The 24090-nt window shown below is 72.0% G+C and carries 16 protein-coding genes; 8 read left to right on the top strand and 8 right to left on the bottom strand.

Going from position 1 to position 24090, the window contains the following annotated elements; genetic code table 11:
* Nucleotides 1–62: 62 nt before the first annotated feature.
* From ACIRFH_RS16090 to ACIRFH_RS16075, 4 genes are all read right to left on the bottom strand, one after another.
* Nucleotides 63–815, bottom strand: a complete 753-nt coding sequence (locus ACIRFH_RS16090; protein WP_403520895.1) for an MBL fold metallo-hydrolase — start codon at nucleotides 813–815, stop codon at nucleotides 63–65.
* Nucleotides 816–1220: 405 nt separating this feature from the next.
* Complete coding sequence (locus ACIRFH_RS16085; protein ID WP_403521110.1) at nucleotides 1221–1856, bottom strand: TIGR03086 family metal-binding protein; 636 nt, start codon at nucleotides 1854–1856, stop codon at nucleotides 1221–1223.
* 270 nt (nucleotides 1857–2126) lie between these two features.
* A complete protein-coding gene (locus tag ACIRFH_RS16080) occupies nucleotides 2127–3296 on the bottom strand; it encodes a hypothetical protein (protein ID WP_403520893.1) in 1170 nt (389 codons plus the stop codon).
* Complete coding sequence (locus tag ACIRFH_RS16075) at nucleotides 3293–4270, bottom strand: 5-dehydro-4-deoxyglucarate dehydratase (RefSeq protein WP_403520891.1); 978 nt, start codon at nucleotides 4268–4270, stop codon at nucleotides 3293–3295. Before ACIRFH_RS16075 ends, ACIRFH_RS16080 begins: the two co-directional genes overlap by 4 nt.
* Nucleotides 4271–4515: 245 nt before the next feature.
* Between ACIRFH_RS16075 and ACIRFH_RS16070 the strand changes: the two genes are divergently transcribed.
* From ACIRFH_RS16070 to ACIRFH_RS16040, 7 genes are all read left to right on the top strand, one after another.
* Nucleotides 4516–5325, top strand: coding sequence for an NAD-dependent epimerase/dehydratase family protein (locus ACIRFH_RS16070; RefSeq protein ID WP_403520889.1), 810 nt, complete (start codon nucleotides 4516–4518; stop codon nucleotides 5323–5325).
* 272 nt (nucleotides 5326–5597) lie between these two features.
* The gene (locus ACIRFH_RS16065; RefSeq protein ID WP_403520887.1) at nucleotides 5598–6368 is read left to right on the top strand and encodes a DeoR/GlpR family DNA-binding transcription regulator; all 771 of its coding nucleotides are present in this window, start codon (nucleotides 5598–5600) and stop codon (nucleotides 6366–6368) included.
* 78 nt (nucleotides 6369–6446) lie between these two features.
* A complete protein-coding gene (locus ACIRFH_RS16060) occupies nucleotides 6447–7817 on the top strand; it encodes an ABC transporter substrate-binding protein (RefSeq protein ID WP_403520885.1) in 1371 nt (456 codons plus the stop codon).
* Nucleotides 7814–8758 (top strand): carbohydrate ABC transporter permease, encoded by a 945-nt coding sequence (locus ACIRFH_RS16055; RefSeq protein WP_403520883.1) that lies wholly within the window; start codon nucleotides 7814–7816, stop codon nucleotides 8756–8758. The genes ACIRFH_RS16060 and ACIRFH_RS16055 overlap by 4 nt, the downstream gene beginning before the upstream one ends.
* Complete coding sequence (locus ACIRFH_RS16050) at nucleotides 8755–9630, top strand: carbohydrate ABC transporter permease (RefSeq protein WP_403520881.1); 876 nt, start codon at nucleotides 8755–8757, stop codon at nucleotides 9628–9630. Before ACIRFH_RS16055 ends, ACIRFH_RS16050 begins: the two co-directional genes overlap by 4 nt.
* Complete coding sequence (locus tag ACIRFH_RS16045; protein WP_403520879.1) at nucleotides 9627–10616, top strand: zinc-dependent alcohol dehydrogenase family protein; 990 nt, start codon at nucleotides 9627–9629, stop codon at nucleotides 10614–10616. The genes ACIRFH_RS16050 and ACIRFH_RS16045 overlap by 4 nt, the downstream gene beginning before the upstream one ends.
* Before the next feature lie 244 nt (nucleotides 10617–10860).
* Nucleotides 10861–14439 (top strand): LamG domain-containing protein, encoded by a 3579-nt coding sequence (locus tag ACIRFH_RS16040; protein WP_403520876.1) that lies wholly within the window; start codon nucleotides 10861–10863, stop codon nucleotides 14437–14439.
* Nucleotides 14440–14615: 176 nt separating this feature from the next.
* Here the strand turns inward: ACIRFH_RS16040 and ACIRFH_RS16035 are convergent, their stop codons facing one another.
* The 3 genes from ACIRFH_RS16035 to ACIRFH_RS16025 form a co-directional block, all read right to left on the bottom strand.
* Nucleotides 14616–14906, bottom strand: coding sequence for a hypothetical protein (locus ACIRFH_RS16035; protein ID WP_403520874.1), 291 nt, complete (start codon nucleotides 14904–14906; stop codon nucleotides 14616–14618).
* Between the two features lie 38 nt (nucleotides 14907–14944).
* Nucleotides 14945–21385: an RHS repeat-associated core domain-containing protein gene (locus ACIRFH_RS16030; protein ID WP_403520872.1), complete on the bottom strand. Its 6441-nt coding sequence runs from the start codon at nucleotides 21383–21385 to the stop codon at nucleotides 14945–14947.
* A 180-nt stretch (nucleotides 21386–21565) separates the two neighbouring features.
* Entirely contained in the window at nucleotides 21566–21814 is a 249-nt protein-coding gene (locus ACIRFH_RS16025; protein ID WP_403520870.1) for a hypothetical protein, read from the bottom strand.
* A 342-nt stretch (nucleotides 21815–22156) separates the two neighbouring features.
* Here ACIRFH_RS16025 and ACIRFH_RS16020 point away from each other — a divergent pair, with 342 nt between their 5' ends.
* On the top strand, nucleotides 22157–23350 hold the full coding sequence (locus ACIRFH_RS16020) for a TerD family protein (RefSeq protein ID WP_403521108.1): 1194 nt from the start codon (nucleotides 22157–22159) through the stop codon (nucleotides 23348–23350).
* A gap of 67 nt (nucleotides 23351–23417) precedes the next feature.
* Here ACIRFH_RS16020 and ACIRFH_RS16015 read toward each other — a convergent pair whose 3' ends face one another.
* The gene (locus ACIRFH_RS16015; protein ID WP_403520868.1) at nucleotides 23418–23990 is read right to left on the bottom strand and encodes a TetR/AcrR family transcriptional regulator; all 573 of its coding nucleotides are present in this window, start codon (nucleotides 23988–23990) and stop codon (nucleotides 23418–23420) included.
* Between the last annotated feature and the right edge of the window lie 100 nt (nucleotides 23991–24090).

The following is a 24090-nucleotide window of genomic DNA, read 5'->3' as shown; positions in this document are numbered from 1 at the left end:
TTGAAGGTAGGAGGGGTGCCGGGTCGCGTCAATGCTTCTGACGAAGAAAGTTCAGGTGCCGCTCATACGAGCGTGCTGAGCCCTTCGCGCGCGGTGGCGGTCGGCCCGCCGAAGACCGCGGCGGCCCGTGCGGTCGCCGTGCCGGGGGTGAGCGTGGGCCCGACGTGGGTGACGAGCAGGCGCCGGGCGCCGGCCTCGCGGGCGGTGTTCCCGGCGTCCTCGGGCGTCAGGTGCACCTGTTCGCCTTCGCGATGCGCGTCGATGTCGGCCTCGCACAGGAAGAGGTCGGCGTCGCGGGCGAGGCCGGTGAGCGCGGCGCACGGTCCACTGTCCCCCGAGTAGGCGAGGACCCGGCCGGCGCACTCGGCCCGCAGCCCGTACGCCTCGACGTCGTGCCGGACGGCGCGGGCGGTGAGGCGCAGGCCGCCGTGGACGGCGGTGTGACCGTCATGCAGGGGCCTGAAGTCGAGGACGGTGTCGAGGAAGGCGGTGTCCGGGCGCCCGAGGAAGCCGGCCAGGCGCTCGGCACAGCCCTGCGGGGCGTGGACGGGCACGGGGGCGGGCGGCGTCATGCCCCCGAAGGCGAAGGCGTACAGCGCGGACAGCAGGTCGGCGGTGTGGTCCGCGTGGAGGTGGGAGATCCAGATCGCGCTCAGCCGCGCCGGATCGGTGTGCCGCTGCAACTCCGCGAACGTACCGGGCCCGGCGTCCACCCACACCTCGGCGCCCTCGCCGCGCAGCAGATGACCGGAGCAGGGGCGGCCTGGGCCGGGGTGCGGGGAGGCGGTACCGAGGACGGTGAGGGAGAACGTCATGCGCGGAGCGTAAGGGGCTCCGCCGTGCCCGCGGACGCCGGCCGGTGTGCGGCCGCGCGGGGGCGGGCCGCGCGGGGGGGGGTGCGGCGCGGGGGCGGGCCGCGCGGGGGCGGACCGCGCGGGGGGTGCGGCGGACGGCGGGGGACGGCGGCGCGGCTCGGCCCCTGCGGTACGGGCCCGGAGGGCCGCGGCACGGCACTGCGCGGCCGCCCCTACGCCGTGTCCCCGAGAGTGCGCCCGCCCCGGCACGCGCGGCCCGCGCCGTACGCCCCGGCCGGCGCGGACCGCACCGCGCGCGTCCCTGCCTCACACGGCCCGGTCTCGCACGGCCCGGTCTTGCACGGCTCTGCCTCACACGGCCCTGCCTCACACGGCCCGGTCTCGCACGGCCCACCCCTCCGCGGCCTACCGTGCGGGTCGCGCTGCCGCCGGGCGGGTCCAGCCCGGGTCGCGGCCGCTGAGGCCCACCGTCCGGTCCAGCAGCGGGGCGTCGGCCGGGACGGGGACGACGGGGCCGAAGATGCCGCCGTTCCCGCCGGACTCCTCGGCACAGGCGGCGAGGAAGCCGTGCGAGACCTGGAGCGCGGCCGGGTCGGGCGTGTACTCCTGGCCGGTGGCACGGGCCAGGTCCCAGGCGTGGATCACCAGCTCGTCGGCCGCCACCGCACCGGCGACCGCGCCGGGCAGGTCGACGCCGCCGGCCCGGGTCGTGCCGGTCCAGGCCTCGGGGGCCCGCCAGGCGTCGGCGAGTTCGTCGAGCGCCTTGGGCAGCTCCTCGCGCCAGCCGGGGCCGATGTCCGGCACGCTCGCGTCGGGGCTGGTGTCGGTGGTGGGGCCCAGGTCCTTGCGCGCGGCGTCCCGGAAGGCGACGGCGAGGCCGGCCAGATGGCCGAGCAGGTTGCGGACGGCCAGGTCCGGGCACGGCGTCGCGTCCGCGAGGTGCGCGTCGCTCACACCCTCCGCGAGGCGCGCCACGATCCGCGCCTGCGGTCCGAGGTCGAGCGTGGGAGTGGGGGCGGTGGCGGGAGTGTCCTGGGTCATCAGCTGCTCCTCGGTGACGCGTGGCCGGTCCGTCTTCCAGGACAGACCGGGCACGGCCGCGGAACTCATCGGCCGCGGACCCCGTTCCCGGGGCACCTGCCCGATGCCGGCCCCCGTGCCTCGGACCCGCGGTGCCGGGCCTGACGGCACGGGTGCCGTGCCGCCGGCCGTGGCGGTGTCGCTCGCCCGGCGCCCGGCGGACGCCGGAGGCACCGCCTCGCCCGCCCCTGACGCACCGGGTCGGCCGCACGCGTGAGAGGGCGTCCCCGCTCACCTCGCCGCGAGTGCCGAGCGCACCGCGTCCAGGTCACCGTCCGACGCCAGTCCGGCGTGGTACAGCCGCAGTTCCGTCGCGCCCAGCTCCCGCGCGCGTGCCGCGTCGGCGGCGAGGGTGGCGGGGCTGCCGCCCATGCCGGAGACCACGGTGAGGTTGGCGGCGAGGACCGCCCCGGTGCGGCGCTGCTCGGCGAAGGGGGTCAGCAGGCCCGCGCCGCCCGTGCAGGGCACGACGACGCCGTCCGCGACGGACAGGATGTGCGCGGGGTCGACGCCGGCGTTGGCGCCGCAGTGGTACGATACCGGGTCGGCGTGCAGCAGCACCTGGAAGCCGTCGGGCGCGGCGGAGCGGACGGCCGCGACCGCCGCCTCCTGGAGGGTGCGCGCCGTGTCGTCCCGCCACGCGCGCGTGGCGTTCGCCGGCGTCTCGCCGAGCAGCTTCTCCACGCCCGCCCAGCCCCCGTCCGAGGGTGCGGCCCCCCGCCACACCGGCTCCAGCGCGGCCCGTACGGCGGCGGCCAGTCCGTCGGGGTCGAGCCCCCGTGTGCCGTATCCCGCCCGGCAGTCCGGGCAGAAGCACAGCGACATCAGGTACTGGCCGGCGTCGCCCAGCACCACCCCGCCGGTCTTGTCGTGGGCGTGCAGGTGCGCCAGTCCGTACCAGCCGAGGGACTCCAGTTCGGTGCCGCGCGCCCCGGGCCGCACCGCCGCCTCGGCGGCCAGGCCGGTGAGGTACGCGCGTGTGGCGGGCTGCGCGATGCAGGGCGCCCAGGGGTAGCGGTCGCCGTAGGCGTTGACGACCGAGGTGTGCGGCTGCTCGGCGCCGAGGCGGGAGTTGTGGGCGAGGACGACCCAGGTGTGCACCTCCAGGCCCGCGTCCGCGAGGGCGGCGGCGGCCTCGCCCCAGGCGTCGCCGGGCGCCCAGTCGCCGGCCTCGTACGGGCGGAGCTCACGGCCGGCCCAGCGGGCGGCGTCCGGCGGGTAGAGGACGGCGGCGTACTCGGCGGTGACGACGCGGTGGCGCGGGTGGCGGGGGGTGAGGGCGCGGGTGGAGTGGTAGGCGGCGGCGAGCGTCACCTGTTCCACGCCGAGGTCCGCGACGGACCCGGCCGCCCGGGGGTCGCCGTTGACGTCCCACGGGTAGACGAACGCCGACGTCTTCACTTGCCCTCCCCCTCGTTCCCGTCCGCGCCCTCGCCGTCGCCGTCGAGCAGCGCCAGGCCCTGCTCGATCAGCTGGGCGAGCTGCTTCACATGGTCCTCGCTCGGCTCGTGCAGCGGCGCCCGCACCTCCCCCACGTCCAGCCCGCGCAGCCGTACGCCCGCCTTGACCAGGGCGACGGCGTATCCGCGGCCCTGGGCGCGCAGTTCGACGAACGGCCGGTAGAAGCCGTCCAGCAGGCGGTGCGCGGTGGCCTCGTCGCCCGTGCGGAGCGCCCGGTGGAAGGCGAGGGCGATCTCGGGCGCGAAGCAGAACACGGCGGACGAGTAGAGGGTGATGCCGAGGGCGCGGTAGGCGAGCTGGGTCTGCTCGGCGGTCGGCAGCCCGTTGAAGTAGAGGAAGTCGCCGCCGGGGACCTCCGTGCGGACGGCGCTGACGATGCGCTGCATCAGGTCGAGGTCGCCGAGCCCGTCCTTGAGGCCGATGACGCCGTCCGTGCGGGCCAGTCCGGCCACGCTGTCCGGGGTGAACACGGCGTTGTCCCGCTGGTAGACGATCACGGGCAGGGAGGTCGCGGCCGCCACCTCCCGGTAGTGCCGCAGCAGCCCCTCCTGCCCGGCGACGACCAGGTACGGCGGCATGGCGAGCAGTCCGTCGGCCCCGGCCTCCTCGGCGAGGCGGGCGTAGCGCACGGCGAGCGCGGTGCCGTAGCCCGCGCCGGCGACGACGGGCACCCGCCCGGCGCTCTCCTCCACGGCCGCCCGCACGCAGTCCTGGAACTCCTCGGGCGTGAGCGCGTGGAACTCCCCGGTGCCGCAGCAGGCGAACACGGCGGCGGCTCCGGCCCCGATGCCGCGGCGCACATGGGCGCGGTAGACGTCGAGGTCGACCTCGCCGCCGGGACCGTACGCCGTGACGGGGAAGAACAGCGGTCCGCTGGGGACGGTGAGCCGGGCGGCGAGAGGTGCTGAGGTCACGAACGCTCCCCATTCCATATCTATGATCGGCGTCTACATTTCTGAACACACCCACGCTAAGCCGCCGTCCGGAGGCCGGTCAAGCACACCCACGGGCGACGCACCAGCGGAGTCTTCCGTTCCACACCGCCCCGCCCCCATACTTGACGGGCCACACCTCCCCTCCTTAGCGTGTCCGCGTATATGAACGCCGTGCGCCCATGCGTACGGCGGCCGATTCGAGGAGACTCCAGGAGACCCCGAGGATGCCCGCTCCCCGCACCGTTCTGCTCACCGGCGCCGCCGGCGGCCTCGGCACCCTGATGCGGGACCTGCTCCCCGGCTACGGCTACGAGCTGCGCCTGCTCGACCTGCGCCCCGTCGAGGGCGAACCGGACGCGATCGTCGCCGACCTCGCCGACCGGGACGCCGTCCGCGAGGCGGTCCGGGGCGTCGACGCGATCATCCACCTCGCGGGCATCTCCCTGGAAGCCCCGTTCGAGAAGATCCTCAAGGCCAACATCGAGGGCACGTACCACCTGTACGAGGCCGCCCGCGAGGAGGGCGTCGGGCGCATCGTGTTCGCCTCCTCCAACCACGCCGTCGGCTACACCCCGCGCCCGCGGGGCGACGACCCCCTCATCCCGGTCGACACCCCGCGCCGCCCGGACACCTTCTACGGCCTGTCCAAGTGCTTCGGCGAGGACCTCGCCCAGCTCTACTGGGACAAGCACGGCCTGGAGACCGTCTCCGTCCGCATCGGCTCCTGCTTCCCCGAGCCGACCAGCGTGCGCATGCTCTCGGTGTGGATGAGCCCCGCCGACGGCGCCCGCCTCTTCCACGCCGCCCTCACCGCCGAGAACGTGGGCCACACCGTCGTCCACGGCTCCTCCGCCAACACCCGGCTGTGGTGGGACCTCACCTCCGCCCGGGCGCTCGGCTACGCACCGCAGGACGACTCCGAGCCGTACGCCGCCAAGCTCGTCGCCGAACAGGGAGACCTCGACCCGGAGAACCCCGCGCACGCGTGCCTCGGCGGCCACTTCGTGACCGATCCCCCGATCTGGCCGTACTGACCGGAACACGACGCCACGACGGGCGGGCGGGCACCGAACGGGCCCGCCCGCCCCCGTATGCGGGCGTCCGCGCTGCCCGTTCCCACCCCGTACACCACTGCCCCCCAGGTCCGCGACGGGCACCGGGTGCCCGAAGCGGGCACAAGCGGGCAGCATCGGGCCCGCAACAAGCCTGGTCAGTGCCGCGGAGCCGCTGTACAACTTCACCCAGGGCCACAGCGGGCCCGAACGGGCAAGGACGCGGCGACGAGGCGGCGAGGCGGGTGTTCGGCATGGGCGCGAGGACGGCGGAGGAACGGCAGCGCGAGATCGTGCGGGTCGCCCGCGCCACCGGCTCGGTCGACGTCGCCGCGCTCGCGGCCGAACTGGGCGTGGCCAAGGAGACCGTACGGCGTGACCTGCGCGCCCTGGAGGACCACGGCCTGGTGCGCCGCACCCACGGCGGCGCCTATCCCGTGGAGAGCGCCGGCTTCGAGACCACGCTCGCCTTCCGCGCCACCAGCCACGTCCCCGAGAAGCGCAGGATCGCCTCCGCCGCCGCCGACCTCCTCGGCGACGCCGAGACGGTCTTCGTCGACGAGGGCTTCACCCCGCAGCTCATCGCCGAGGCCCTCCCCCGGGACCGGCCGCTGACCGTCGTCACCGCGTCCCTGCCCGTCGCGGGCGCCCTGGCCGAGGCCGGCGACACCTCCGTCCTGCTGCTCGGCGGCCGGGTCCGCCCCGGCACGCTCGCCACCGTCGACCACTGGACGACGAAGATGCTCGCCGGCTTCGTCATCGACCTCGCCTACATCGGCGCCAACGGCATCTCCCGCGAGCACGGCCTGACCACGCCCGACCCGGCGGTCAGCGAGGTCAAGGCGCAGGCCGTCCGCGCCGCCCGCCGCACCGTGTTCGCCGGCACGCACACCAAGTTCGGCGCCGTCAGCTTCTGCCGCTTCGCGGAGATCGGCACGCTGGAGGCCATCGTCACCAGCACCCTCCTGCCCACGGCCGAGGCCCACCGCTACTCGCTGCTCGGACCGCAGGTCATCCGCGTCTGAGGACCCGGCCCGCGTCCCCCCGAGGGCACCCCCATGCCCGCCATCGCCCCATATGTCACCTATGTTCAGGAGCGATCCATGCGAACCCAGAGCCGACGGAGGCCGCGGGCCCTGCTCGCCACGGCCGCCGCAGGGACGCTGCTCGCCCCGCTGCTCTCCGGCTGCTGGGTCGGAGCGGGCGGAGCCGGGTCGGGCGGCGACTCCATCAACGTCCTGATGGTCAACAACCCGCAGATGACCGAGCTGCAGAAACTCACCGCCGCCCACTTCACGAAAGAGACCGGCGTCAAGGTGAACTTCACCGTCCTGCCGGAGAACGACGTCCGCGACAAGATCAGCCAGGACTTCGCCAACCAGGCCGGCCAGTACGACGTCGCCACCCTCTCCAACTACGAGATCCCCATCTACGCCCGCAACGAGTGGCTGCAGCCGATGGACTCCTACGTCGCGAAGGACCCGGCGTACGACGAGAAGGACATCCTCGGCCCGATGCGCGAGTCCCTCACCGGCGACGACCACAAGCTCTACGGCCAGCCCTTCTACGGCGAGTCGTCCTTCCTCATGTACCGCAAGGACCTCTTCGCCGCCAAGGGCCTGACGATGCCCGCCCACCCCACCTGGACCCAGGTGGCGGACCTCGCCGCCGAACTGGACGGCGCCGAGCCCGGCATGAAGGGCATCTGCCTGCGCGGACTGCCCGGCTGGGGCGAGCTGATGGCCCCGCTGACCACGGTCGTCAACACCTTCGGCGGCACCTGGTTCGACAAGGACTGGCGGGCCCGGCTCGACTCCCCCGAGTGGAAGAAGGCGACGAAGTTCTACGTCGGCCTGGTCCGCGAGCACGGCGAGTCCGGCGCCGCCCAGTCCGGCTTCGCCGAGTGCCTCAACAACCTCACCCAGGGCAAGGTCGCCATGTGGTACGACGCCACCTCGGCGGCGGGCTCCCTGGAATCGGCCAAGTCCCCGGTCAAGGGGAAGATCGGCTACGCGCCGGCGCCCGTCGAGAAGACCGGCTCCTCCGGCTGGCTCTACACCTGGGCCTGGGGCATCCAGAAGGCGTCCCGCAATCACGACAAGGCCTGGGAGTTCATCTCCTGGGCGTCGGGCAAGGAGTACGAGCGGCTCGTCGGCGAGGAGATCGGCTGGTCGAACGTCCCGGCCGGCAAGCGCGCCTCGACGTACGAGAACCCGGACTACGTCCAGGAGGCCGCCGCCTTCCAGGAGATGACCCGGGAGGCCATCGAGGGCGCGAAGCCGAACGACCCGGGCGTGCAGCCGCGCCCCGCGCCCGGCATCCAGTTCGTCGGCATCCCCGAGTTCACCGACCTCGGCACCAAGGTCTCCCAGGAGATCAGCGCGGCCATCGCCGGCCGCCAGTCCGTCGAGTCGGCCCTGAGGAAGTCCCAACAGCTCGCCGAGGAGATCGCAGAGGAGTACGAGGGCCGATGACCACCACCGCCTCGGCCCCCGCGGCCGCACCCGACCACGTCCGCACCACCGTCCGCCCGCCGTCCTCCCGGCTGAAGGCCTGGGCCACCCGGGCCCCGCTGCTCCCCGCCCTGATCTTCATGATCGCGGTCACCCAGCTGCCCTTCGTGGCCACCCTGGTGATCTCCCTCTTCGACTGGAACTCCCTCTACCCGGACGCCCGCCGCTTCACCGGTCTCGCCAACTACGGCGACGTCCTCACCGACCCGGACCTGCGCAAGTCGGTGTGGACGACGATCCTGCTCACCGTGGCGGTGGTCCTCGCCAGCCTGGTCCTCGGCCTGGCCCTCGCCCTGCTCCTCGACCGCCGCTTCAAGGGCCGGGGCGTGGTCCGCACCCTGCTGATCGCACCGTTCCTGGTCGTCCCCGTGGCGGCGGCCCTGCTGTGGAAACACGTCCTGTACAACCCCGAATACGGCCTGCTCAACGGTCTGTTGCACTACGTCGGCGGCCCGCAGCCGGACTGGATCTCGAACACCCCGCTGCTCGCCGTCGAGGCCTCGCTGGTGTGGCAGTGGACGCCGTTCATGATGCTCATCCTGCTGGCCGGACTGCAGAGCCGGGACCAGCAGCAGATCGAGGCCGCCCGGGTGGACGGCGCGGGCGACTGGCAGATCTTCGTCCACCTCACCCTCCCCCACCTGCGCCGCTACCTCGAACTGGGCGCCCTGCTCGGCTCGATCTACATCGTCCAGAACTTCGACGCGGTCTTCACCCTCACGTCCGGCGGCCTGGGCACGGCCAACCTGCCCTACACCGTCTACCAGAGCTTCTACCAGGCCCACGAGAACGGCCTCGCCTCGGCCGCGGGCGTCCTGGTCGTCATCGGCTCGATCGTCATCGCCACCTTCGCGCTGCGCGTGGTGTCGTCCCTGTTCCGCGAGGAGGTGTCCCGCGCATGAGCACCACCGCCGTACGACCCGCCGCCGTACGCACCCGGAAAGCGCCCGTCCGCCGCAGGGGCGGCGCCGGCCTGGGCCTGGCCGCCTGGCTGGCCGGGATCGTGTTCTTCCTGCCCCTCGCGTGGATGGCCCTGACCTCCTTCCACTCGGAGGAGGACGCGGCCACCAACCCGCCGTCCTTCGCCGCCTCGCTGACCTTGGACGGCTACCGCGAGTTCTTCGGCGCGGGCGGCGGCGCGAGTCCCTGGCCCGCCCTGATCAACTCGGCGGTGGCGTCGGTCGCGTCGACCCTGTTCGTCCTGGTCCTGGCCCTCCCCGCCGCCTACGCCCTCTCCATCCGCCCGGTGAGGAAGTGGACGGACGTCCTGTTCTTCTTCCTGTCCACCAAGATGCTGCCGGTCGTCGCGGGCCTGCTCCCTATCTACCTGTTCGCCAAGAACACCGGCATGCTGGACAACATCTGGCTGCTCGTCATCCTCCACACCTCCATGAACCTGCCGATCGCGGTGTGGATGATGCAGTCCTTCCTGGCCGAGGTCCCGGTCGCGATCATCGAGGCGGCCCGGGTGGACGGCGCGCGCCTGCCGACGATCCTGGCGCGCGTCGTCGCCCCCATCGCCCTGCCGGGCATCGCCGCGACGTCCCTCATCTGCTTCATCTTCAGCTGGAACGAACTGCTCTTCGCCCGGGTGCTGACGGGCGTGGTCGCCGAGACCGCCCCCGTCTTCCTGACCGGCTTCATCACCAGCCAGGGCCTGTTCCTGGCGAAGGTGTGCGCCGCGTCGCTCGTCATCTCCCTGCCGGTGCTCGCCGCGGGGTTCGCCGCCCAGGACAAACTGGTCCAGGGCCTGTCGTTGGGAGCCGTGAAATGAAGGCCGCCGTCATCGAGTCCGTGGGCCGCGCCGTCGTCAGCGAGGTCCCGGATCCTACGCCAGGGCCGCGCGAGGTCGTCGTCGAGGTCGCGGCCTGCGGCCTGTGCGGCACCGACCTGCACATCCTTCAGGGCGAGTTCGCGCCGAAGCTGCCGATCACTCCGGGCCACGAGTTCGCCGGCGCGGTGGTCGGCGTCGGCACCCGGGTCACCGAGGTGTCGGTCGGCGACCGGGTCGCGGTCGATCCGTCCCTGTACTGCTACGAGTGCCGCTACTGCCGCACCGGCCACAACAACCTCTGCGAACGCTGGGCGGCCATCGGCGTGACGACGGCGGGCGGGGCCGCCCGGTACGCGGTGGCACCCGTGGCGAACTGCGTGAAGCTCCCCGAGCACGTCCGCACCGAGGACGCGGCCCTGATCGAGCCCCTGTCCTGCGCGGTCCGCGGCTACGACGTCCTGCGGTCCCGCCTCGGCGCCCACGTCCTGATCTACGGCTCGGGCACGATGGGCCTGATGATGCTGGAGCTGGCCAAGCGGACCGGCGCGGCGAGCGTGGACGTGGTGGACCTCAACCCGGCCCGTCTGGAAACGGCCCGCGGCCTCGGCGTCTCGGCGTCGGCCGCGACGCCGGACGAGCTGGACCGCCCCCAGGGCTGGGACCTCGTCATCGACGCGACGGGCAACGCGGCCGCCATCCAGGACGGTCTGGAACGGGTCGCCAAGGCCGGCACGTTCCTCCAGTTCGGCGTGGCGGACTACGCGACGCGGGTGCAGATCGACCCGTACCGCATCTACAACCAGGAGATCACCATCACCGGCTCGATGGCCGTCCTGCACAGCTACGAGCGCGCGGCGGAGCTGTTCGCGAACGGCGTCCTCGATCCGGACGTCTTCATCAGCGACCGCATCCCGCTGGAGCGCTACCCGCAGGCACTGGAGCAGTTCGCGGCGGGGGTGGGGAGGAAGATCGTGGTGGTGCCCTGAGCCGCACGCCAGGTGTGTGCGGGCCGGGAGGCATTAATCACAGCGCGCATTGACCTGGTTGAGACGCCTTCCCCCTTTATGGCCGCCCTTCACGTTCTGGACAAGCCACTCACCTGATCTTTACCTTGCGGGCGCTGATCTTGTTCGCACCAGGTAGGGGTTGCCCATCATGAACACGAGGGCCGGTAGACGCCGCAGGCGCCCGGCATCACGCATACTCGGCGTCGCTCTGGCGGCCGCGGCGATGGGCGGCCTGCTGCCGCCGCTCGCGGGGACTCCCGCGCTCGCCGCGGACGGTGGAGGTGCCGAGAGGACCCGGCCGGCCGGTGGCGCGGCGGCCGACGGGGCGGCGAGGGGGCTGGACTTCTGGTCGGACGACCGGCAGCCGGCGAAGACCGCGGAGCAGACGGCGTCCGAGGAGGCCGCGAGGACGGGCCGGCGCGTCGAGGTCCCGCCACTCACCACGGAGACCAGTCAGGTCTTCGCCAACACCGACGGGACGTTCACGGCCGAGCTGTCCGCGGTGCCCCAGCGCGTCCTGCGGGACAAGCGCTGGACGGCGGTCGACACGACGCTGGAGCGGCGGCCCGACGGGCAGGTGAGGCCGAAGGCCGCACAGGACCTGACCCTCTCGGGCGGAGGCCGCGGCCGGCCGCTCGTCCGGTTCCTGCGGGACGGCCACACCTACGAGGTGTTCGCCCCGTGGGACCTGCCGGCGCCCGTGCTCGACGGCTCCCACGCGGTCTACAAGGACGTCCTGCCCGACGTCGACCTCGTCGTACAGGCACAACCGGACGGTTTCACCCAGAACCTCGTCGTGCACACGCCCAAGGCGGCGGCGAACCCGGCCCTGCGGTCCATCCGCTATCCCGTGCGAGCGCGTGGCCTGGGCGTGCGGACGGCCGGTCGCAGCGTGTCCTACGTCGACGGCGGCGGGCACGCGGTCTTCACGGGGAGCGCGCCGCTCATGTGGGACGCCGGCCCCGCCGCCGACGCCGCCCGCTCGAAGCCGTCGGCCACAGCCGCCCTCTCGCGTACCACCACGGCGGCCGAGGCCGCGGCCCCCGGCGCGGCCGGAGGGACGGATCCCGTCGACGCGGTCAGCCCGGAGGCGGGGTCGCGTACCGCGGTGGCCGAGGTGACGGCGACCGACGACGCGGTCACGGTGGTGCCGGACCGGTCCTTCCTGGACAACGGCAGGACCTCCTACCCGGTGGTCATCGACCCGCCGACGGTCCGGGGCTCCCTCGTGGGCTGGACGTCGCTGTGGTCGAACTCGCCGAGCACCTCGTTCTGGAACACCAGCCACGCCCTGGGCGTGGGGTACGACGCGTACGTCGACAACAAGAAGGTCCGGTCGCTCTTCCAGTTCGACACCCGTTCGGTGGCCGGCAAGAAGATCCTGCACGCGCAGTTCTCGGCCTACGAGATCTGGTCCGCGAACTGCACGAAGAAGAACGTCGAGCTGTGGCGTACCGGCAAGATCTACTCGTCGACCGACTGGGGTTCCCCGCCCGACTGGAAGGCGAAGGTCGACACGGTGTCCGCGGCCAACGGGTACTCCGACGCGTGCCGGGACGCCAACGTCGAGTTCGACGCCACCGCTGCGGTGGCCTACACGGCCAAGGCGAAGGACACCCACACGACACTCGGCCTGCGCGCGGACGAGGGCGACCCCATCGCCTGGAAGCAGTTCATGTCGCCCAAGGACGACGCCAGCACCAGCACGCGCAAGCCCACGCTGTCCATCACCTACGTGACGCCGCCCGGCACGAAACCGTCCACGGTGAAGATGTCGGACCCCAACGTGGCCTGCTCCTCCTCGTCGAGTCCTGCGTACATCCGCGACACCACGCCGACCCTGACGGCCACTCCGGTCTCGGCCGACGGCGGCAACGCCGTCCTGCGCCCCAACTTCGACCTCTACGCCGGCAGCAGCACCACCCCGACGACACTGAAGCCGTCCGCCTGGACCGCCAGCGGCACCGCGGGCACGGTGACGCCGACCCTGGTCAACGGGCAGACGTACCGCTTCTACGCCCGCACCGAGTACCGGTACACCTACGGCGGCAGCACCGGTTACCTGTACGGGCCCTGGTCGAGCGGCTGCTACTTCAAGGTGGACTCCTCGGGACCGCCCCAGCCGGGCGTGACGTCGGTGAACGGCGTGTATCCCGAGTGCGCCGCCACCACCTGCTCCGGCTCCCCGGAGAACGGCGGCGTGGGCCGTACCGGACAGTTCACGATCACGGCGAACGCCTCCGACGTCCGCCGCTACGTCACCTGGCTGAACGGCGTCCGGATCCAGGACAAGACCTACGCGGCGAACACGGCCACCCACACGGTCTCCGTCACCCCGGACAAGCGGGGTTCGAACACGCTGCGGGTGCAGACGTACGACGCCGCCGGCAACCCCGGAACCTCACGGGACTACCTCTTCAACGTCGCCAGGCCCGCGCCACCGGTCGCGGTGTGGAAGTTCGACGAGGCCGACGGCACCACGGCGGCCAACGCCCAGGGGCCCGCGCACCCGCTGGCGCTGAGTCCGGCGTCGTGGGACGCGGACGGCCGCAGCGGTGCCGCGTTCCGCAGCACCAGCTCCTCCGCCTCGGCCACGACCGGCGGCAAGGTCGTGGACACCACGGGGAGTTTCGCGGTCACGGCCTGGGTCCGGCTGTCCAGCAGGACCCAGGCCACGGTGGCGACGCAACGGGGCACCACCGTCGGGGGCTTCCAGCTGTACTACTCGTCGGGTTATGACCGCTGGATCTTCAACCGGTACGCCGCGGACGCGCTGGAGGCCGACACCACCATCGTGCGGGCGGTCGGCAGCCGGCCACCGGTCCTCGGCGCCTGGACCCATCTGACGGGCGTGTACGACCAGCAGGCGCAGAAGATCCGGCTCTACGTCAACGGCAAGCTGGAGGCGGAGACCGCCTTCACCACCCCGTGGGCCGCGAACGGCGCCTTCGAGATCGGCCGCTGGGGGCGCAACCAGTTCGACGGGGCCATCGACCAGGTGCAGGTCTACAACCGGGTGGTCTTCCCGGACGAACTGGCGCCGCTGACCAACATGGAGAACCCGGAGACGGGACAGCCGGAGGCGGAACTGCTGGCCCACTGGTCGATGGACGAGACCTCCGGCACGGTCGCCGCGGACGCCACGGGCCGGGGCAACCATCTCAGCCTCCAGCCCGGCGCCGCCCTCACCGCGACCGACGACCCCGCGCACGGCAACGTACTGCAGCTGGACGCGGAGCTGAACGGCCACGCGACGGCGCCGGCGATGCTGGACGCCTCCGGCAGCTACACGGTCGCCGGCTGGGTGAACCTGGCCACCGGCTCGAAGCTGGAGGACACGAGCATCGCCCACTCCCCCACCGTGTTCTCCTTCCCCGGCACCCAGGTCGACTCGCTGCGCCTGTGGTACCGGCAGGAGGCGGGCCAGGACATCGGTGACTGGAACTTCGGGGTGTTCGGCCAGGACGCGCTGACCACGGGCAAGAGCATCACGACGTCGGACGAGATGAACCCGCCCGGTGGCTGGATCCACGTCGTGGGCGTGTTCGACTCGGCGAACCAGTCGGCCCGCCTGTACGTCACCGGCCAGCGCGAGGGGGCCGAGGAGGGCGTGTTCGTGCCGAACACCTTCCAGCCGGCGGGTCCGATGATGGTCGGCCGCGGCCGCCGCCACGACAACGCCCAGTGGGGCAACCAGTTCCCCGGCCAGCTCGACGACCTGCGGGTCTACGCCGGCGTCCTGTCCGAACAGGAGATCACCCGCCTGGCCACCGTCGACGAGCCGCCGGTCGACATCGGCTGAGTGTCCGCGCAGGCGCTCCGTCCATGACGTCGAAGGGCGGTACCGTGCGGAGCGCGAAGTGAGCGACGGCCCCTGTCGCCCGGACCGAGTCCGGGCGACAGGGGCCGTCGTACGCCTCCGGGCAGAACTGCCAACACGTCGTGACTGCCACGCGCCGGGGGCTTTCCCGAAGCGGGCTAGGCCGTGGTCAGCTTCCGCACCTCGGCCACTGTCTCCGCCAGGTCCCTCTCGTCGTCGGGTCCCACGTCGTCCGGCGTGTTCCACGGTGAGGTCCGAAGGTCGTGGTGCCTTTCGAGCTCCGCCGCCAGTTCACAGGCCACCTCATAGGTCGCGCCCCTGCCGGATGTCGCGTCGGACACGAGGGCCAAGAGGGTCTCGGCCAGACGGTCCAGCCCGAGCCTCCCCTCTTCGTATTGCTCGACCGCTCCTTTCAGACGCATCTGCCAGTTGTCGTTCTCGTCTACCACGTGCTCTTCTCCGGTTCGCCTTCGGTGGGCAGCGCAGCCTACGGCTTGTTCGGGATACCGTTGATGGTTCCGTTCTTGACGAATCGCTGATGACTCACCACGAGGTGACCACTGCGCTCCTCGATGATCCATTCGAAGCGACCAGTCTTGCCGTTCATGCCGCCGGGAACCTGAACGATCGTGAAGGGGCGCTTGTCCCCGCCCACACGCTCGAACACGGTGCCCTTGGAGGCAACATCGTCGATCGCGAAGTCGGCTGCCCTGTGCACCGCGTCGCGCTTGTGTCCGGAACCCCATCTCGGGAGGTCCCTGAGCATGTCTGCAGCCTCGTCGGGACTCGTCGGCCTGACCGGCTTTCTGGGTGCCTCCGGCTTGCTGTCGGGCATGTCCGGGGCCTTCGTGCCGCCCTTGAGCGCCCGCTTGACGAGTGCTCTCAGGGCGCCGAAGCCACCGGCCAGGAAGGACACCGTCTCGGCCGCCTCGGCCGTGTCCTTGTACTCCTTGGAACCGACCTCGACACCGGCTTCCTTCGCCTTCTCGCGGTACGTCTCCTGCACTCCGCAGTCCGCGCCGAACCAGCACCACGGCTCGGTCGCGTACTCCAAGGCGTCGGCGCTGCCCGTGAGGAAGTCACCGATCCCTCCGGCCATGTCCTTGAGCGACTGACCGAGCGACTTGGGGTTCTCGGGTTCCTTGTTGTTGCAGATCCCGTAGTTGCGCTGGATCGCCGGGCAGTTGTCCCCACCGCCGGACGCGGAGGCGAAGCTCGCGCTTCCGGAGGCCGAGAGCCCGGTGCGTGACCCGCCCCGGGAGGCGCGGTGGCTCGAGCTCTGCCGGTACGTCGTGTGCACGGCCGCGGCGACGTACCTGATGATCGCCTTGATCAGCCGGATGAGCGCGAAGACGTACGACAGGAAGAACTTGCCGTCCGGGTCGGCGAAGGCGACCGGATTGTTGTTGCTGTAGGCGTATCCGTTGATCTGCTGCGGATCCTTCAGGTCCGCGACCGGGTCGGCGCTGATGAACCGGCCCGTCACCGGGTCGTAGTCGCGCGCGCCGAGATGGGTGAGGCCCGTGGGGTCCTGCGTGCCGCCGACGAAGCCCTTGTCACCGGCCCAACGCGCCGGCTGAGTACCGCGCGTCTCGCCGAAGGGCTCCGAGTACCGCCGGGTGACCACCTGGGTCGTCGCGTCGACCTGCACGTTCGACGTGCCGTTGTGGTCGGCGCTCGTCCAGGTCAGCGACTGGGGCGTGCGGACGGCGACCACTTGCCCGCCGTGCGAGTAGTACCGGGTGGCCTGGACCTTGTCGGTCGCCCTGTCGTACCGCAGCTCCGTCTCGCCGAGGTACAGCGTGGTGCCCGTGGCGTCCCTGCGGATGAGCCTGTTGCCGTTGGCGTCGTTGAGGAACGTCGTCTCCGCGCTGCCCGCCTCGGTCACCTTGACGAGGTTGTTCTCCGGCCCCCACTCGAAACTCTGGGTCCTGTCCCCGATCGCCCGTGTCGTGGTGTTGCCGGACTCGTCGTAGGTGTAGCTCGTCCGGGGGGCCCGCGGATCGGCGGGACTGGTCGTGGTGGATCCCAGCAGGTGCGGGCGGGGCGTCCCCTCGGCCGTGTTCTGGTCGTAGGCGTACGTCGTGGTCGCGGGACCGCCGGCGGCCAGGTGATCGGTGACGGTCTTGCGGTTGCCCGCGCTGTCGTAGGTGTACGACTTCCAGTACGGTGCGACGCCTGTGACGCCCGAGGCGGTGGGCGCGGTGGCGCAGTCGGTCCCGGCGGTCCACGCGCTCTTCAGACGCCGGTGCCCGTCGTAGGAGAAGCACTGCTTGTCGCCGGCGGCCGTGGAGCGGTCGTCGATCTCGACCGGGTTGCCGGCGAGGTCGTAGCGGTAGTACGTGTCCGCGTCCGTGCCGCTGTGGGACTCCGAGACGACGGTCTGCCGTGCCAGTCGCTTGGTGCCGTCCTCGTAGGAGCTGTTGATCTCCGTCCACCTGGCGGTGGAGGAGACCCCGAGGGTGACGCGGATGCGCTCTCCGGCCGGCAGGTAGTCCGTGCCCCGGACGATGCCGGTCAGGCCGTCCAGCGTGGTGGGCAGACGCTGCTCGTTGTAGCCGTAGGTGAGCACCTCCTGCCCGAGCCCGCCCATGGCGGGGATGGTCCGCTTCTGGAGCGTGCCGTCCAGGTTGTACGCGTTGGTGATCGAGTACGTCCCGGTTCCCGCCACCGCACCCTCACCGGTGCTGATGGTGTACTGCTCCTTCAGCACCCGGTAGAGCGGGTCGTAGGCGGCGTTGGTCGTCGCGTAGACCTTGCCGTTCTTACCGCCCTCGTACCGGATCGAGGACGTCGGCTGCCCGGCCGCGACGGTGTCGTACGACCAGCGCGCCAGGTACTTGGAGTCGTCGATCTGCGGTACGCCGCCCACCACCGGGATGCGGCCCGAGAGCCGGCCGGTCGGCCGCCCCAGCACGTCGTAGGTGTGGCTGAGGATGCTGCCCCGGGCGTCCTCGGTGACGCTGACCTGGTCGTACTGGTCGTACTCCCTGCGTGACGCCCCGGCGTCGGGGTCCTTGGCGCTCGTCTGACGACCGAGGAAGTCGTAGCCGTACTCCCACGCGTTGCCGTCGTCGTCCTGCACCTTGGTGAGCTGGTCGGCGCGGCCGTAGGAGTAGGTGAGGCGGGTGTAGGCGCCGGTGGCCCTGCTGCCCTCGTACTCCCGCTTCTCGGCGAGACGGCCCCGGCTGTCGACCGTCTCGCGCACCGCGGACGCGCCGGCCGGCGGTTCGACGGTGGTCGCGTTGCCGTCGTACGTCGTGGTGGTGCGGGAGTGCTCCTTGCCCAGCGCCAGGTTGATCTGGACCGTGGGCCGTCCGGCACCGTCGTACACGGTGCGGGTGCCGGCGGGCGAGGCCGTCAGCAGGTCGGCCAGCCGGCCGGAGGGGGCCGTGGTGTCGATGTAGTCGGCCGAGGACTCGACGGCCAGACCGCGCGTGTCGTACTTGGTCTCGGCGACGACGCGACCGCCGCCCACCGCCGCCGGCGTCTGCGTCTGGCGGGGCCGGAGCAGAGCGTCGTAGATCGCGTACGCCGTCTGGTAGGTGGTGCCGTCGTTGTTGAGCGTCTTGGTGGCCACCCAGGACGCGGAGCCCTTCTGGATCTTGTACTCGTACTTCCGGCTGGGCGACTGTCCCCCGGAGCGGTCCCGGTCGGCGAGCCAGACGTCGGTGAGCCGTCCGAGCCCGTCGTAGGCGCTCTCGGTGCGCCTGCCGTTCGGGTCCACGCTCACCGTGTTCGAACCCCAGTCGGGGGCGATCCGTGTCGTCACCGTGTGTCCGAGGGCGTTCACCTCCTTCTTCTCGGTGAGCGGCCCGCCGCCGGCCGGCGTGTACTCGATGTGGTCGGTGCGGTTCCCGCCGGTGTCCCACTGGTCGGTGAGCCGTCCCAGCGCGTCGTACTTCGCGGTCAGGACGGTCTGCGTCTGGGCGGTGGTGCCGCTGTAGCCGGTGACGCGCTGCTGGGCGGTGACGTCGCCCTTCGTGGGGGCCGTGCCGTAGGGCTGGCCGTCGTAGGACGTACGGACGTCGGAGACGACCTGGGTGGTCTTCGGGTCACCGGTGCGGCTGGGGGTGACCGCACAGCCGACGGAGACCTTCTCCGTGCGCTTGACGTAGGTGAGCAGCCAGTCGGTGGTGTTCTTGGCGTACTCGGTGCGGGTGCAGTCCTTCACCCCGCCGCCCTCGGTCTCCACCGTCAGCGGCTGGCCGCTCTGCGGGTCGTAGGTCGTGGTGACGGTCGAGGTGACGGCGCCGCCGCCGGACAGGGGCGTGCGCTTGACCTCCTTGCCCGTGCGCGTCATGTGGGCGCGGACGGTTCCGTAGGAGTGCGTGGCGGTGGCGGTGTTCTGCGACCACGGTGTGGTGATCGTGCCGGAGACCTCGCCTCCGGTCGTGCCGTCGTACGTGATCGCCTCGCGCACCTGCCCGGCGTACTGCTCCTCGTCGTCGACCGAGGTGCCCGTGGAGTCCGTGACCGTCTCGGTGCGCGTGCCGCCGTCGAGCTGCTTGTCGCCGTGCATGCCCCGGTAGAACAGGGAGGTCGTTCTGGAGCGGACGCCCGCCGCCTCGCCCGTGGTGGTGGTGACCTTCTGGTAGCCGCGCCAGGTGCCCCAGGTCCGGTACTTGGCCGGGGTGATGGGCGACTGGTCGTCGTACGCCCAGGCTCCGCCGCCGTGGTAGGTGTAGTCGGTCTGCTTCAGCGGTGCGCCGCCGGTCGGATCGGACTCGGTGACCTGGGTGACGACGTACTTGTGGAACCAGTCGGTGCGCGGCTGGGGGTCGGTCCCGGGGGTGGGGTTGGACGGCGGGATCCACTTCACCGGGTAGCAGCGCTTGGTGTTCTTGTCGAGGGCGGCCGGGATGCCGGTGTCGGCGACGCACTCCGGGTCGGAGTAGTTGACCGTGAGGACCGACCCGGTCTCCGAGGTGACCGTGCGGACACGCCACTTGATGAAGGGCGGGACGCTGTCACCGGTCTTGTCGACGCGGTTGTGGAGCTGGATGCCGGAGAAGGTGACGGCCGGCAGCGCGACCGGGGTGCCCGACTTGCCCGTGTGCTGGATGGACTTCAGCCACAGCCCGGCGTTCGAACCGTCGCCCGGGTCCGGGAAGGAGTGGTCCAGGGCCCAGTGGTTCACGTCCCGGTAGTCGGTGTCCGCGCCGGTGCCGGTGCCCTTGTACACCTGCGTGGTGACGCCGGTGAGGCGCTTGCGGGAGAAGAAGGACGGAGCCGCCTGGTCGGTGCAGACGGTGTCCTTCTTGCAGATCTGGTCGTAGGGAACGTCGGGCCAGGCGTTGCGGTTCCCCTCGGTCAGCGAGCCGCAGGTCTCCCCGCCGGTGACCGGGATGCACCGCTCGGCGACCGTGAACTTCACGCGGGCCGCGGCGGGCTGCGTGGTGGAGAAGACGGTGTCGGTGCGCTGGCCGTAGTCGATGCGCTCGAGGTGGCCGCCGCGGACGTACTCGGTGCCCTTGCCGGTGGTGCCGTTCTGGGCGTAGGAGTTCAGTTCCTTGTCGTACCAGTAGGTCATGACGTTGCCGTGCGGGTCCACGACGTAGTCGAGGTTCCAGCGCCACGCCTGGGTCTTGGCCCTCGCCGAGAAGCTGGTGCCGGCGTCGTAGCCGGGCTCGCCCGAGTCGTCGCCGAACACCGGGACGGTCCACACCGAGTTGGTCTCGGGCTTGCCGCTCGTCCAGCCCGGCAGGCGGTTCCTGCCGAAGACGTACTGGGTGCCGTCGGTGGTGGTGACGGTCCACTGCTCACCGTCGTCGTCGCCGTTGGACGCCCCGGTGGTGCGCACCACGCGCTCGCCGTCGTCGCCCTGGAGGCGCCAGGTGCCCTTGGCCTTGTCGAGCAGGACCAGGGTGCTGGACTTGCCGTTCAGGACGATGGAGGCGTTGTCCTCCTTCCAGCACTGGTCGTACTTCTTGTCCTGGCCGTCGTCGTCGCACGAGCCGTACGACCGCTCGATGTACGAGGTCGGCAGGTCGAAACCCTCGCCGACCCAGGACGGCTGGGCGCTGGTGGAGGAGGTACGGCCGTCGACGCTCTGGGCCGAGTAGCCGATGGACACCGACGGCACGGGCCCGGCGGGAGCCGGCACGACGTCCATGGGGTACGACCAGGTGAAGTCGCCGTTGGACCCGCCCCCCGTCCACGTCGCCGACGGCGACAGCGGGGTCGCCTCGTACGTGCCCTGGTCCGACGAGGTGCCGGCCGACGCCGCGAGGACCGTGAAGGCGCCGGCGCCGCGGGCCTGCGCGGTGGTCGCCTTCGGCGTGGTCACCTGGGCGGTGACGGTCTTCTCCGCCGTGTCGTTCGTGGACGGCACGGGAGTCGTGGTGCGGCAGGCCGGTTTCTCGGGCGTGGTCAGGGCGCACGAGGGGAGCTGGACGATCCGCAGCCGGGACGCCCAGTTGCCGCTGTAGGCGTGGGCGAAGCCGCTGTAGTCGAGGTCGACGGAGAGGCCCGCCGGGTCGGTCCCGCCGTCCGCGCGGCGCACGGTGAGGACCACGCCCTCGATGCCGAGCTTCGCCGTCCCGGCCCGGTCGAGGATGCGGACCTCCGCCTTCTCCGGAGCCGGTTCCGCCGCGGGCGCGGCGGCCCTGCCCGCCGCCGGGGACTTGGCCGACGGGGCGGTCGGCGGCCGGCCGAGGGCGACGGGCAGGTGGCCGGCCCTGGTCTCCGTGTCCGCCCGCGGCGGCACGACGACGCTCGCGGTGGCGGCCGAGGGCCACACGACCGGGCGGGTGCTCCGCTCTCTGGTCTTCTCCGCGGCCTGGCGGGTCGGGTCGGCGACGGTCCGGTGCTCGGCCCGGAACGACGTGGCTCTGCCGAAGTCGGGCTTCTCCAGGCGACCGGGGTCGCGTTCGAACGCCTGGACCGGGGCCGCCCCCAGCAGGGTGGTGACGATGGCCGTGGTCACGGGCAGAGCGACGGTCGCCAGACGACGACGGCCCGCTCGGCTCCATGACCACGACGGCACGCGATGTGTGCCGGACAAGGTGAGGTCTCGCATTCTGGGCAGCGGTGGGGGCCCGGGGTCGCCGGGCCCCCACCGCGAGTGGATGGAAAAAGGGAGGAAGAAGGAAGGAGGGAAAGGCCGTCAGCCGATGTCGACGGGCGGCTCGTACACGGTCGCCAGTTCGGTGATCTCCGCCTCGGGGAGGACACCGGCGTAGACCCGCAGGGCATCGTCCTGCCGGAACGCCTTGCCGCGCGCCGCTTCGTCGGCGGAAACGCCCGACGCCGTCTCCCGCGCCTCGGCGGCACCACCCGGCACGGTGGCTGCCCAGGTGTCGGAGAGGGCCGCGCCCCACACCCCGCCGGCTGCCGGCAGGGCGACCGCTGTCACCGCTGTCCCCCGCACCGCTCCCCCGCGGTGCCCGCGTCTCACCACTCCTGTGTACCTACAATCTGAGAATTTCGTGAAGATCCAGTAAGCGGAGTGACCCTACGCAGGGGTCGCCGGGCGGTCCAGACCCACATCTTCGAGCAAGTCGCCCATTCGCTCTCCGAGCGGGCAAAAAACGAAGTGATAGACGCCACTTCGCCTTTCGGCCGGGCGGAGGCACGGCCGGCGGGCGGCACGTCGTGACGGCCGCCGGGGCCGGCCCCGCCTTCCGGGCCCCGACCCGATCGGCCCCGGGTAAGGGAACGGTAAAACGGCCTCGCTCGTTCACCCGGCATGACAGCTATGACCCCCGGCTCGAACATCCCCCTCTCCGCCGCCCGCGTGACGGTGGACGTCGCCGCGCCCGTGCGGCTCGACGTATCGGGCCTGCTGCTCACCGCCGACGGCAAGGTGCGCTCAGACGACGACTTCATCTTCTACAACCAGCCCACCGGACCGGGCGTGACCTACCGCTCCGGCGGCGGCACCGCCCCGGACGCGATCACGGTCGACACCACCGCGGTCCCGCCGGGCATCGAGAAGATCGTCGTCACCGCCAGCCCGGACGCCGCCGGCCAGACCTTCCAGGGCATCGAACCGACCGCCACCATCCGCAACGCGGACGACGGCTCCGTCCTCGCCACCTTCACGCCCCCGCAGCTCGGCACCGAGACGGCACTGGTGATCGTGGAGGTCTACCTGCGCAACGGCGCCTGGAAGGCCCGCGCGGTCGGCCAGGGCTACGCCGACGGCCTCGCGGGCATCGCCACCGACTTCGGCGTCACGGTGGAGGAACCGGCGGCCCCCGCCCAGCCGCAGACGGTCACCCCGCCGCCGGCCCCGCCCGCCGCCGCGCCGACGATGCCCGCCGCTCCCCCGGCCCCGCCGGCCGCCCCGCCCGCGCCCGCCCCGGGCACCGGGAAGATCAACCTCGACAAGGGCCGGGTCAGCCTCCAGAAGAACCAGACCGTGTCCCTGGTCAAGAACGGCCGGCCGGTGCTCTCCCAGGTCCGGATGGGCCTGGGCTGGGAGCCCGCCTACCGCGGCAAGGACATCGACCTGGACGCGTCGGTCATCGCGTACGGCCCGCAGCGCAACCACATCGACAGCTGCTACTTCGGCAAGCTCCAGATCGTGAACGGCGCCATCCGGCACTCCGGCGACAACCTCACCGGTGAGGGAGGCGGCGACGACGAGGTGATCACCGTCGACCTCGGCCGGCTCCCGCAGGAGGTCAGCGGCCTGGTCTTCACGGTCAACTCGTTCTCCGGGCAGAAGTTCACGGAGGTCGCCAAGGCCTACTGCCGCCTCCTCGACGCCGCGACCGGCGAGGAGCTGGTCCGCTTCGACCTCACCAGCGCCGAACCGCAGACCGGCGTGATGATGGCCAAGCTGATCCGCCAGTTCTCCGGGGAGTGGGAGATGACCGCCATGGGCGACTTCGTCAAGTCCCGCACGGTGCGGGGCATGGTGAAGCCGGCGGCCCAGGCGCTGTAGGGAGACCGGGGCAGGGGCGCCGGCGTCCCCGGACGCCCCTGCCCGGCCCTCCGCGTTCCCGGGCTCTCTACGCCCGCGCCAGTCCCTCCATGAGCAGCGACAGATACCGCCGCACGGCCGTCCCGTCGACCTCGCCGACCGCCTCGGACGCCGTCACGACGCCGTGCAGCAGCCGCAGTACCTCGATCGGTTCGACGTCCGGCCGCAGGGCACCGGCTTCCTGTGCCGCCCGCACCAGCCGCGCCGCCGCGCCCCGCACACAGTCACCGCACGCCGTGCCCACCGCGGCCCCGCCGCCGGTGACGGCCGTGCCCAGCAGCGCCTTCAGTCCGCGCACCTGGAGCATCCCGACGGCCAGCTCGTCGAGCCACGCGACGAGCGCCTCGCCCGCCGGCCGACCGGCCGCGATCACGTCGGCACGGGCGGCGATGGCCTCGATCCGCTCCAGACAGGCGGCCTCCAGCAGTGCCCGGCGCGTCGGGAAATGCCGGTACAGCGTGCCGACGCCGACCCCCGCGCGCTTGGCGATGTCGTCCAGCGAGGCGCCCTCACCACGCTCGGCGAAGGCCTGAGCCGCCACCGCGAGCAACCGCTCACGGTTGCGCCGGGCATCCGCACGCATGGGTCTGACCTGCGCCATCCCACTACTCCCTGCCCGCCGGAAACCTCCCCGGCAGCCTACCGCGCGGAGTTCGCGCGGACCGGTGGGCGGACGAAGGCGCGGACAAGGGCGCGGCCCG

Origin of the sequence: Streptomyces sp. NPDC093586, from assembly GCF_044764905.1 — a bacterium.
Taxonomy (GTDB): domain Bacteria; phylum Actinomycetota; class Actinomycetes; order Streptomycetales; family Streptomycetaceae; genus Streptomyces.
This window is presented reverse-complemented; position numbering and strand designations above follow the sequence as displayed.

Excerpts from the sequence above, each read along its gene's own strand:
- ACIRFH_RS16055 (WP_403520883.1), top strand. The coding sequence starts at position 7,814 with ATGACCACCACCGCCTCGGCCCCCGCGGCCGCACCCGACCACGTCCGC.
- ACIRFH_RS16015 (WP_403520868.1), bottom strand. The coding sequence starts at position 23,990 with ATGGCGCAGGTCAGACCCATGCGTGCGGATGCCCGGCGCAACCGTGAG.
- ACIRFH_RS16045 (WP_403520879.1), top strand. The coding sequence starts at position 9,627 with ATGAAGGCCGCCGTCATCGAGTCCGTGGGCCGCGCCGTCGTCAGCGAG.
- ACIRFH_RS16070 (WP_403520889.1), top strand. The coding sequence starts at position 4,516 with ATGCCCGCTCCCCGCACCGTTCTGCTCACCGGCGCCGCCGGCGGCCTC.
- ACIRFH_RS16040 (WP_403520876.1), top strand. The coding sequence starts at position 10,861 with ATGGGCGGCCTGCTGCCGCCGCTCGCGGGGACTCCCGCGCTCGCCGCG.
- ACIRFH_RS16065 (WP_403520887.1), top strand. The coding sequence starts at position 5,598 with ATGGGCGCGAGGACGGCGGAGGAACGGCAGCGCGAGATCGTGCGGGTC.
- ACIRFH_RS16085 (WP_403521110.1), bottom strand. The coding sequence starts at position 1,856 with ATGACCCAGGACACTCCCGCCACCGCCCCCACTCCCACGCTCGACCTC.
- ACIRFH_RS16090 (WP_403520895.1), bottom strand. The coding sequence starts at position 815 with ATGACGTTCTCCCTCACCGTCCTCGGTACCGCCTCCCCGCACCCCGGC.
- ACIRFH_RS16060 (WP_403520885.1), top strand. The coding sequence starts at position 6,447 with ATGCGAACCCAGAGCCGACGGAGGCCGCGGGCCCTGCTCGCCACGGCC.
- ACIRFH_RS16050 (WP_403520881.1), top strand. The coding sequence starts at position 8,755 with ATGAGCACCACCGCCGTACGACCCGCCGCCGTACGCACCCGGAAAGCG.
- ACIRFH_RS16020 (WP_403521108.1), top strand. The coding sequence starts at position 22,157 with ATGACCCCCGGCTCGAACATCCCCCTCTCCGCCGCCCGCGTGACGGTG.